A 10,477-nucleotide genomic window follows, 5' to 3' on the forward strand; every position below is an offset into this window, starting at 1 on the left:
GCACGAGTTCGCGCTGAAGCTGGCGGCCGAGCGTGGCGCGGCCTATGTGCACCCCTTCGACCACCCTCTGCTGTGGGCCGGCCACGCCACGCTGATCGATGAAGTCGTCGAGGCAGGGCTGGCCTTCGACGCGGTTGTCACGGCCGTAGGCGGCGGCGGCCTGTTCTGCGGCATCGTCGCGGGCCTGCGCCGCCATGGCCTCGACCATGTGCCGGTCATTGCCGTAGAAACCCAGGGCGCCGCGAGCCTGCAGGCCAGCCTCGGCGCCGGTGAACTGGTCACACTGCCAGCCATCACCTCCATCGCGACCTCGCTGGGCGCGCGCCGTGTGGCCGCCGAAGCCCTCGAGCGCGCCCGCTCGCATCCCACGATCACCGTGCAGGTCAGCGACGCCGAGGCCACCGCGGCCTGCGTCCGCTTCGTCGATGCGCAGCGCGTGCTGGTCGAGCCGGCCTGCGGCGCGGCCCTCGCGGCGGTGGATCACCACGCCCGCCCCTACCGGCGTGTGCTCGTCGAAGTCTGCGGCGGCATGGGTGTTTCTCTGGATTTGCTGCGCCAATGGAGCAGCCCCGCGACAATGCCGGCATGACGACGACCAACCACCAGCTGCAGGACCTGCTCGACAACAACAAGCGCTGGGCCGAGGAGACCGAGGCCCAATCGCCTGGCTTCTTCTCGCGCCTGCTCAAGCAGCAGACGCCGCAATACTTGTGGATCGGCTGTGCCGACAGCCGCGTGCCGGCCAACGAGCTGGTGGATCTGCTGCCGGGCGAGCTGTTCGTGCACCGCAACGTCGCCAACGTGGTCGTGCACTCCGACCTGAACTGCCTGTCGGTGATGCAGTTCGCCGTGGACCAGCTCAAGGTGCGCCACGTCATCATCGTGGGCCACAGCAACTGCGGTGGCGTGGTGGCGGCGCTGCGCGACCTGCGCGTGGGCCTCGTCGACAACTGGCTGCGACATGTGCAGGACGTGCGCCACATGCATCAGGCCTGGCTGGACACCATCCCCGACGCCAATCGCGTCAACGCGCTGTGCGAGCTCAACGTACTGGAGCAGGCACGCAACGCCTGCCACACCACGGTGGTGCAGGACGCCTGGACGCGCGGCCAGGAGGTGGTCGTGCACGGTTGGGTCTACGGCCTGCACAACGGCCTGCTGGAAGACCTGCAGATCTCGGCCGCGCGCGTGGAGGACATCGAGCCGGCCTACCGTCGCTCGCTGGCGTTGGTGAAGGCCCGCCATACCGGGTGAGAACCCTTGGGTTTTGCCTTGCAAAACCTTGCAAAAGCTGCCGCTGCGTGACGCAGCCTGGAGATTGGTAGGGAAGGGCGAAGAAGCGGCCCTGAAGCACCAGTTCCCCCAGGGGTGCATGGCATTCTCGCGCCGACCCGAACACGGGAGGAGACGAGATTCATGGCCGACATGCGGCACTTCCTTTTTGCCGCTGCGGCGGCCATCGTGGCAGGCTTGGCCCAGGCCGAGCCGCCGCGGCTTGAGCTGAGCTGGACGCTGGAGCGCGCGGGCGTCAGCAGCGCCGCACCCGATGGGCAGACGCAGGCCGTGCTGGCGCTGCGCAATGCCGGTACCGCGCCCCTGCCGGTGCAGGGCTGGTCGCTGTACTTCACCGTGCTGGCGGGGCTGGAGCCGGGGCCCATGCCCGGTGGCATGCGCGTCGAGCAGGTCAAGGGCACGCTCTACCGGCTGCGCCCCGCCGAGGGCTTCCCGGCGTTGGTGCCCGGCGCCGAGCAGCGCGTGACGCTACGCCATCCAGAGATCCTTTGGCAGCCCGCCAAGGCGCCACAGTCCCCTTTCGTGGCCGAGGACGCCCATCCGGAGGCGGCCGTGCCGGCGCAGGGGTGGCGGCTTGATCCCATCGATCGCGCCCGCATCACGCTGCCGACGGGCGCGGAGCCCCTGGCCGACGCGCAGTCGCTGTACGCGCGCTATGCGGCGATGCAACCTGTGGACCGGAGCGAGTTGCCGCCGGTCTTCCCCAAGCCGCTGCAATGGCAGCGTGCCGCAGGCGAGTGGCGGTTGCAGGCCGCGCCGCAGGTCGTCGCGCCGACGCAGCTGGCGGCGCAGGCCCGCCAGCTGCAGGGCTGGCTGGATGGGGTGTTGGCGCACCAGCAGCGTGACGGCAGCTTCAGGCTGGAACTTGGCCGAGTGACCGGCCAGGCCAGCCCCGAGGCTTACGAGCTGCGCATCACGCCGCAGGGCGCCACGCTGCGCGGCGCAACGCCAGAGGCCGTCGCGCTGGGCCTGCAGTCGCTGCGCCAGCTGCTGCCGTCCAGCGGCCCGGTGCCCGGCCTCGCGCTGCCGGCGCTGCATCTTGTGGACGCGCCGCGTTTCGCCTACCGCGGCCTGCTGCTGGACGTCGCGCGCTCCTTCATGACGCCGCAGGAAGTCGGCCGCGTGCTGGACCTGATGGCGCGGCTCAAGCTCAACACGCTGCACCTGCACCTGTCCGATGACGAGGGCTGGCGGCTGGAGATCGCCGCGCTGCCAGAGCTCACTGCCGTCGGCGCGCAGCGCGGGCTTTCCTCCGATCCGCTGGCGATGCTGCCACCGGCCTATGCCTCGGGACCGAAAGCTGACACGCCGCCGGGCAGCGGCCACTACAGCCGCGCCGAGTTCATCGCGCTGTTGCGTCAGGCGGCGGACCTCGGCATCACCGTGATTCCCGAGTTCGACCTGCCCGGCCATGCACGTGCCGCGGTCGTCGCGATGGAGGCGCGCCATGCGCGACTGGCTGCCAGCGACCCGCAGGCAGCCAACGCCTACCGACTGCGCGACCCGGCCGACCGCTCGCGCTATCAGTCCGCACAGCTCTACGACGACAATCTGATGGACCCGGGCCTGCCGTCCAGCTACCGCTTCATCGACACCGTCGTCGCCGAGGTCGTCGGCCTCTACCGCGAAGCCGGCGTGCCGCTGCGCCGCCTGCACCTGGGCGGCGACGAGGTGCCGGCCGGGGCCTGGCAGCAGTCGCCTGCCAGCCAGGCGTTGATGCAGCGCGAAGGCCTGAAGGACGCGCCAGCGCTGTGGAGCCATTTCTTCGACCGCATGCAGCGCCTCGCCGCGGCCCATGGCGTCGCCCTGGCGGGCTGGGAGGAGATGGGCATGCGCGGCGGCCGGCCCAACCCGCGCCTGGCCGGACGCGACGTCGCGCTCTACGTCTGGAACACGATGGCCGGCGCCGAAGACCTCGGCGTGCGCCTGGCTAATGCCGGCTACCCGACGGTGATGGCCTCTGCGCGCCATCTCTATTTCGACATGGCCCACCTGCGGGACCCGCACGAGCCGGGCCACGATTGGGCAGCCATCGTCGACCTCGACCGGGTCTTCGGCTATGTGCCGCTGAACCCAGCGCGGCAGGGCGGCGGCGCCTTGACGGCCAGGCTCGCCCGACTCACGCCGGCCGGGCGCCGCAACGTGCTTGGCCTGGAGGCGACGCTATTCACCGAGACGGTGCAAAGCGCCGCGCGCGCCGACTACATGCTAATGCCGCGCCTGCTGGCCATGGCCGAGCGCGCCTGGAGCGCCGATCCGGCCTGGGCCTCGGCCCCCGCCACCCGGGCCCCCGCGCTGTACCGCGCCGACCTGGCGCGCTTTCTGGCCCAGGCCGGCACCCAGGTGCTGCCGCGGCTGGATGCGGAGCGGCCCGACCTGCACTACCGCATCGCGCCGCCCGGCCTGCTGCGCGACCCGCGGGACGCCGCCCGCGTGCTCGTCAACTACCCCTGGGCCGGTCAGCCGCTGCGCTACACGACCGATGGCAGCGCGCCCACAGCCGCGAGCCCGCTCGTCACCGGCCCCATCGAGAGCCGCGGCCCCGTGCGCGTGACCGCCTTCGACAGCCGCGGCCGCCCGGGCCGCAGCAGCCAGCTTCCCGCCTTGAACAACGACAACGCCAAGGAAACTCCATGACATCTTGCAAGACCCTGTGTCGATTTGCCACCCCGGTCGCGCTGGCCTGTGCCTCGCTGGCCGCGCAGGCCCAGACGCAGCCCCAGACCTCAGCGCCGGCCAAGCTGGACCAGGTGCAGGTCAGCGGTATCCGCAGCGCCATCGAGAGCGCCATCGGACTCAAGCGCAATGCCGATTCCATCATCGAGGCCATCAGCGCCGAGGATCTCGGCAAGCTGCCCGACACCAGCATCGCCGAATCGCTGGCGCGCCTGCCCGGCCTGGCGGCCCAGCGCGTCAACGGCACGACCCAGGCCATCTCCATCCGCGGCATGGCGCCCGGTTTCGGCGTGACGCTGCTGAATGGCCGCGAGATGGTCAGCGGCGGCTCGGACCGCTCGGTGGAGTTCGACCAGTTCCCCGCCGAGCTGCTGTCCGGCGCCACCGTCTACAAGACGCCCGACGCCGCCCTCGGCACCCAGGGTCTGTCGGGCACCGTCAATATGCGGACGGTGCGCCCGCTGGACTTCAAGGGCCGCCAGGGCAACGTCAACGCGCGCATGGAAGCCAGCTCCAACAGCGAGCAGATTCCCGGCCTCAGCAACAAGGGCAAGCGCCTGAGCGCGTCCTACATCGACCAGTCCGCCGACCGCAAGTTCGGCTTCGCCGTCGGCGTGGCGCACCTCGACAGTCCCGAGCAGCAGCAGCACTACTCCAACTGGTGGTTCGCCAACACCGCCCGCACCGACATCTACGACCCCGCCGCCAACGGCTGCGACCCGGACTGCGGCATCCCCGGGCTGGCCCGCGACGCCGTGTCGCTGCAGGCCTTCGAGGCCACCGCCTTCGCGACCACCCAGGTGCGCAACGGCTTGATGAGCGTCCTCGAATACAAGCCCAGCGACAGCGCGCATACCGTGCTGGACCTCTACCACTCCACGTTCCGCAAGACGTTCGAGGGCCGCGAGTTCCAGGGCGGCATGAGCGTCTGGGCCGGCTCGTCCTACCGCAACCCGGTCTACGCCGACCATGGCGGTGACAAGGTCGTTGTCGGCGGAGCCATCGACAACATCGACGGCAAGGTGCTGTCGCGCGCCAACACGCGTCGTGACCGGATCTCCGCCGTGGGGCTGAACCACGAGCAGAAGCTTGGCTACGGTTGGACCGCTGTGGGCGACCTGTCCTGGTCGCGCGCCAACCGCGACGAGAGCACCGCCGAGATGTACGCCGGCCCCGGCAGGCCGTCCGGCTTCACGAGCACGGACATCTCCATGACCGGCTTCTCCCACTTCGTGCCCTCGGTCGACTGGGCCGACCCGACCCTGGTCAGCCTGCAGGGCTACTGGGGCCAGATGGGCGAGTCGCGCGTCTTCCGCGTGCGTGATGACCTCAAGAGTGCGCGCCTGACGGCACGCAAGAGCCTCGACTGGGGCGCATTGCAGCAGCTGGATTTCGGTGTCAACTACGTGCAGCGCAGCAAGGACTACAGCGCGCTCAAGTACGCCTACGACCTCAAGTCGGGCGCGAACAGCCTGGCCTTCCCCACGGGTATCCTGAAGTCGCCGGCCACGCTGGGCTTCGGCAGCCTGCCGTCGGTCGCCAACTTCTTCGTCGGTGACCTGCTCGCCACCGGGCTGTTCAGTTCGCGCCTGGACGACCTCAGCTCCGCGCCCGATCGCCAGTGGGCGGTGCGCGAGAAGGTGCTGACCGCCTTCGGCAGGCTCGACCTGGACTTCGATATCGGCGTGCCGGTGCACGGCAACGTCGGCCTGCAGGTGGTTCGCAGCCGCCAGCGCGGGCTGGGCCTGGCCTGGATCGAGGAGGACGAGGCCACGGTGCCCGTCAGCGGCGGCAAGAGCCGCACCGACGTGCTGCCCAGCCTGAACCTGGCGGCCGACCTTGGTGCCGGCACCACGCTGCGCTTCGCGCTGGCCCGCGTGCTGGCCCGGCCCAACATGGAGGACATGCGCGCCGGGGTGTCCGGCATCGCGCGCTCGACCACCGGCCAGGGCTTGTGGTCGGCCGCGGGCGGCAACCCGCGCCTGGATCCCTGGCGCGCCGATGCCCTCGACCTGTCGCTGGAGAAGTACTTCGACAAGCACAGCTACGTATCGCTGGCCGCCTTTCGCAAGAACCTGAAGAGCACCGTCTACGCACAGAAGATCGCCTGGGACTTCACCGGCTACCCCGATCCGCTCAAGGGCGATTCGCGCTACCCCATCCGCAGTTACGCCGGCCAGCTCGACACCGTGGCCAACGGCAACGGTGGCCACGTGCAGGGGGCCGAGCTGACCGTGTCACTGGATGCCACCCGCCTGACCCCGCTGCTGGACGGCTTCGGAGCCATGCTGTCGCAGTCCAACACGCGCAGCAACATCCACCAGAACAACGACCTGGACAATCCGCTGGAAGGCCTCTCCGGCACCGTGCGCAGCCTCATCTTCTACTACGAGAAGAACGGCTTCGAGGCCCGTATCGCGCAGCGCTACCGGTCGCGCTACATGGCCTCGGTGCGCAACATCTGGGGCGACATCGGCTACACGACCATCGAGCCAGAGCGCATCGCCGACCTGCAGCTGGGCTACAACTTCGAGGCCGGGCCGCTGAAGGGGCTGTCCATCAACTTCGAGGTCAACAACCTGACCGACGAGCCCTACCAGAACCGCATGACGGTGGACTCCAACAGCGGCAAGGTGCCGGGCGTCTTCTACCCCGGCGTCTACGAGCGGTACGGTCGCCAGTACCTGCTCGGCGTCAACTACAAGTTCTGACGATGAGCCGGCAACTTCGATGCGCGGCGCTGGCCGCGCTGCTGGGGCTGGCCGCCGCGCTGGCGCCGGCCGGCGAAGTGGAGGACTGGGCCCAGTTTGGCCGCTACCGTGCGGCCAACGCGGCGCTGCAGGCCCAGCCGCCCGATGCGGCGCGCGTGGTCTTCCTGGGAGACTCGATCACCGAAGGCTGGGGCGAGCAGCCCGCGGGTCCGTTCTCCGACCGCCACCACGTTAACCGCGGCATCAGCGGCCAGACCACGGCGCAGATGCTGCTGCGCTTTGGCCCCGACGTGCTGGCGCTAAGGCCCCGCCTCGTGGTGCTGCTGGCCGGCACCAACGACATCGCCGGCAACACCGGACCGATGACCCCCGAGGCGATCGCCGGCAACGTGCGATCCATGGTGCAGCTAGCGCGCGCCGAGGGCGTGGAAGTGGTGCTGTGTGCGGTGCTGCCCGTGAAGCGCTACCCCTGGGCGCCCGCCCTGAAGCCGGTGCCGCAGGTCGCCGAGTTGAACCGGTTGCTGTACGGGCTGGCGCGCGAGTACCGCACCAGCTGGGTGGACTACCACGCGGCGCTTGTCGACCGCGACGGTGGCCTGCCGGCGGCCTACTCGGGCGATGGCGTGCATCCCAACGCAGCCGGCTACGCGGTGATGCGCAGGCTCATCGAGCCTGCGTTAAGCGCCCACCGCCATGACTGAGGCCCGCCGCTCGCTGGCGCTGGACGTGTTCCGCGGCGCCACGCTCGCGTTGATGATCGTCGTCAACATGTCGATCAGCGAGACCCTGTCCTACGGCCCCCTGCTGCATGCGCCCTGGCACGGCCTGACGTTGACCGACCTGGTCTTCCCCAGCTTCCTGTTCGCGGTGGGCAACGCGCTGGCGCTGACGCTGCCGGGCTATCGGTCGCTAGGTACAGAGGCCGTGTTGGCCAGGATCGCGCGGCGCGGCGTATTGCTGTTCCTGCTTGGCGTCTTCGTCAGCAACTTCCCGTTCGGCACGCTGGCCGGGGGCGGCTGGACCTGGCTGCCCACCGAGAAGCTACGCATCCTCGGCGTGCTGCAGCGCATCGCGCTTTGCTGGGCGGGGGCGGCGCTACTGCTGCACTTCTGCCGCCCGCGCACGGTGGTGGTGGGCGTCGCGGCCTGCCTGCTCGCGCACGGCTTCGCGCTGCAGTTCGGCGGTGACCTCAGCCTGGCCGGCAACGCCGCGCGGCGCCTGGACCTCTGGCTGCTCGGCGCCACGCATCTCTACGGCGGCGAGGGCCTGCCCTACGAACCCGAGGGGCTGCTGGGCACGCTGCCGTCGTTGGTCAATGTGCTCGCCGGTTATGCGGCGGGTGAGTGGCTGCGGCGCGGCGGCCGGCTGGGGTCGCTGTTGGCGGCCGGCGCACTCGCGCTGGCGGCGGCCCTGCTCTGGGCCGGCTGGCAGCCCGTCAACAAGAAGCTGTGGACGGGCTCCTATGCGCTGCTCTGCATCGGCGTGGACTTGCTGCTTCTGGCCGCCTTGAGCGAGCTGCTGGACCGGCGCGGCTGGCGCTTCGGCACGGCGCCATTCGTGGCGCTGGGCCGCAACACCCTGTTCATCTATCTGCTGGCCGAGGTGGTGATGGCGCTGCTGTGGACGCTGCGGCTGGGCGGGCAGCCGGCCTTCGAGTGGATCTTCGCCCACGTCTTCCAATCCTGGGCCGGCAGCAAGCCCGGCTCGCTGGCCTTCGCCCTCGCCTTGCTGGCCTGCTGCACGGCGCTCGCGCTGTGGATGCAGCAGCGCCGCTGGTTCGTACGAGTCTGACCTTCATGCAATCCAACACCACTCCCTCCGGCCGCGACGTGCTGCTGCCGATGTTCTTCATCGGGCTGATGTTCTTCATCCTGGGTTTCGTCACCTGGCTCAACGGTTCGCTGATTCCCTTCCTGAAGGTCGTCTGCGAATTGAGCAACTTCCAGGCGCTGTGGGTCGCGTTCGCGTTCTACATCGCCTACACGGTGATGGCGCTGCCATCGGCGGCCCTCCTCGCGCGCACCGGCTACAAGCGCGGCATGACGCTTGCGCTGGGCGTCATGGCGCTGGGCGCGCTGCTCTTCATCCCGGCCGCGCGCACGGGGCTGTACCCGATCTTCCTGATCGCGCTGTTCACGCTCGCCTCAGGCATGACACTGATGCAGACGGCCATCAACCCCTACATCGTCTGCATCGGCCCGCGCGAAAGCGCCGCGCTGCGCATTTCCATCATGGGGCTGTTCAACAAGGGCGCCGGCATAGTCGTGCCGCTGGTGTTCACGGCGCTGATCCTGTCCGGCATGGAGCAGGTCTCCGAGGCCAGCCTCGGCGCGCTGGATGCGGTGGCGCGCGAGGCGGTGCGCAACGACCTGTCGCAGCGCCTCGTCTACCCCTACGCGGTGATGGCCGGCGCGCTGCTGCTGTTCATGGCGCTGATCCACTTCTCGTCGCTGCGCGAGCCGGTGCTGGACGCGGCCGGCGCGCCTGCCGATGCAGGCTCCTGCCAAGGCTTGCTGCAGCACCCGCAGCTGGTGCTGGGCGCTGTCACGCTGTTCGGCTACGTGGGCGTGGAGGTCATCGCCGGCGACACCATCTCGCTGTACGGCCACCAGCTCGGCGTCGCGCACTACGGCGTGCTGACCTCGTACACGATGGGCTTCATGGTGCTGGGCTATGTGCTGGGCGTGTTGTTGATCCCGCGCCGGCTGTCGCAGCGTGCGGCGCTGGCCTGGTCGGCCGGCAGCGGCCTGGTCTTCGCGCTGGGCGTGGCGCTGGGCTCGTCCACTGACAGCGGCTGGTCGCAGGCCCTGCTGGGCTGGGCCGGCGTTCCGGCCGTGCCCGACACGGTGCTGTGTCTGGCGCTGCTGGGCCTGTCTAACGCGCTGGTCTGGCCGGCCGTCTGGCCGCTGGCGCTGGAAGGCCTTGGCAGGCACACGGCCGCCGGCTCGGCGCTGCTCATCATGGCCATCTCCGGTGGCGCGCTGCTGCCGATGCTGTACGGCCACCTGGCGGACGTGCGCGGGTCGCAACCGGCCTACTGGGTCCTGCTGCCCTGGTACGGACTGATCCTGTTCTACGCGCTGGCGGGCAGCCGGCTGCGGCGCTGGGCAGCTACCTAGGCGGGCTTGGCGGGCAGCGTCACGCGCGCCTCGAAGCCACCTTCGGGGTGGTTGCGCAGCACGAGGCTGCCTCCGTGGTCGGCGACGATGTCGCGCACGATGGACAGGCCCAGCCCCAGGCCGTCCTTGCGCAGGTGGCGGGCCGCGTCCAGCCGCGTGTAGGGCTGGCCCAGCCGCGCCAGCGCGGCCTCCGGGACGCCGGGGCCGTGGTCGCGCACGGTCAGCTCCAGGCCGGCCTCGCCGGCGCTCATGCGCAGTTCGATGGGGCGCCGCTCGCCGCCGTAGAACACCGCGTTGTCCAGCAGGTTGCCGAGGGCGCGCTTGAGCGCCAGCGGCTTGCCCAGCACCTGCATCGGCAGTGCCTGCAGCTCAACCGGGTGGCCAGCCAGCCGGGCGTCGCGCGTGAGCTTCTGCAGCACGAGGTCGATCCGCACCGGCACGCGGTTCTCGTGGATGTCGGCGTCCTTGACGATCTGCAGCGCGGTCTTGACCATCAGGTCCAGCTCATCAAGGTCCTCGTGGAACTCGTCCTGCACGGCGGGGTCGTCGAGCAGCTCGCTGCGCAGGCGCAACCGCGTGATCGGCGTGCGCAGATCGTGGGAGATCGACGCGAACAGCCGCTCGCGATCGCTGATGTAGAGGCGGATGCGCTCCTGCATGTCGTTGAAGGCCTGGATC

The 10,477-nt window shown here is 70.0% G+C and carries 8 protein-coding genes; 7 read left to right on the forward strand and 1 reads right to left on the reverse strand.

What is annotated here, in order from left to right; all coding sequences use genetic code 11:
* The 7 genes from VGF12_RS15245 to VGF12_RS15275 form a co-directional block, all read left to right on the forward strand.
* Positions 1–589, forward strand: a 589-nt coding sequence (locus tag VGF12_RS15245; RefSeq protein WP_331176895.1) for a pyridoxal-phosphate dependent enzyme, incomplete at its 5' end; no start/stop codon positions are given.
* Complete coding sequence (can, locus tag VGF12_RS15250; RefSeq protein ID WP_414710104.1) at positions 559–1,254, forward strand: carbonate dehydratase; 696 nt, start codon at positions 559–561, stop codon at positions 1,252–1,254. The genes VGF12_RS15245 and can, both read left to right, overlap by 31 nt.
* A 162-nt stretch (positions 1,255–1,416) precedes the next feature.
* Complete coding sequence (locus VGF12_RS15255; protein WP_331176896.1) at positions 1,417–3,930, forward strand: family 20 glycosylhydrolase; 2,514 nt, start codon at positions 1,417–1,419, stop codon at positions 3,928–3,930.
* Positions 3,927–6,680: a TonB-dependent receptor gene (locus VGF12_RS15260; protein WP_331176897.1), complete on the forward strand. Its 2,754-nt coding sequence runs from the start codon at positions 3,927–3,929 to the stop codon at positions 6,678–6,680. The genes VGF12_RS15255 and VGF12_RS15260 overlap by 4 nt, the downstream gene beginning before the upstream one ends.
* Positions 6,681–6,682: 2 nt before the next feature.
* A complete protein-coding gene (locus VGF12_RS15265) occupies positions 6,683–7,381 on the forward strand; it encodes a GDSL-type esterase/lipase family protein (RefSeq protein WP_331176898.1) in 699 nt (232 codons plus the stop codon).
* Positions 7,374–8,471 carry an acyltransferase family protein gene (locus VGF12_RS15270; protein ID WP_331176899.1) on the forward strand — a complete coding sequence of 366 codons (1,098 nt, stop codon included), beginning with the start codon at positions 7,374–7,376 and terminating at the stop codon, positions 8,469–8,471. Before VGF12_RS15265 ends, VGF12_RS15270 begins: the two co-directional genes overlap by 8 nt.
* 5 nt (positions 8,472–8,476) lie before the next feature.
* Positions 8,477–9,799 (forward strand): sugar MFS transporter, encoded by a 1,323-nt coding sequence (locus VGF12_RS15275; RefSeq protein ID WP_331176900.1) that lies wholly within the window; start codon positions 8,477–8,479, stop codon positions 9,797–9,799.
* On the opposite strand, the gene VGF12_RS15280 is transcribed toward VGF12_RS15275, so the two are convergent.
* On the reverse strand, positions 9,796–10,477 hold a 682-nt coding region (locus VGF12_RS15280), incomplete at its 5' end, for an ATP-binding protein (RefSeq protein WP_331176901.1). The two genes, VGF12_RS15275 and VGF12_RS15280, sit on opposite strands and share 4 nt — an antisense overlap.

The organism is Roseateles sp. (assembly GCF_036404855.1).
In the GTDB taxonomy this organism is placed as follows: Bacteria; Pseudomonadota; Gammaproteobacteria; order Burkholderiales; family Burkholderiaceae_C; genus Pelomonas.

What these genes read in the sequence shown, in the direction of transcription:
- can (WP_414710104.1), top strand. Translation starts at nt 559, where the DNA reads ATGGAGCAGCCCCGCGACAATGCCGGCATGACGACGACCAACCACCAG.
- VGF12_RS15255 (WP_331176896.1), top strand. Translation starts at nt 1,417, where the DNA reads ATGGCCGACATGCGGCACTTCCTTTTTGCCGCTGCGGCGGCCATCGTG.
- VGF12_RS15260 (WP_331176897.1), top strand. Translation starts at nt 3,927, where the DNA reads ATGACATCTTGCAAGACCCTGTGTCGATTTGCCACCCCGGTCGCGCTG.
- VGF12_RS15265 (WP_331176898.1), top strand. Translation starts at nt 6,683, where the DNA reads ATGAGCCGGCAACTTCGATGCGCGGCGCTGGCCGCGCTGCTGGGGCTG.
- VGF12_RS15270 (WP_331176899.1), top strand. Translation starts at nt 7,374, where the DNA reads ATGACTGAGGCCCGCCGCTCGCTGGCGCTGGACGTGTTCCGCGGCGCC.
- VGF12_RS15275 (WP_331176900.1), top strand. Translation starts at nt 8,477, where the DNA reads ATGCAATCCAACACCACTCCCTCCGGCCGCGACGTGCTGCTGCCGATG.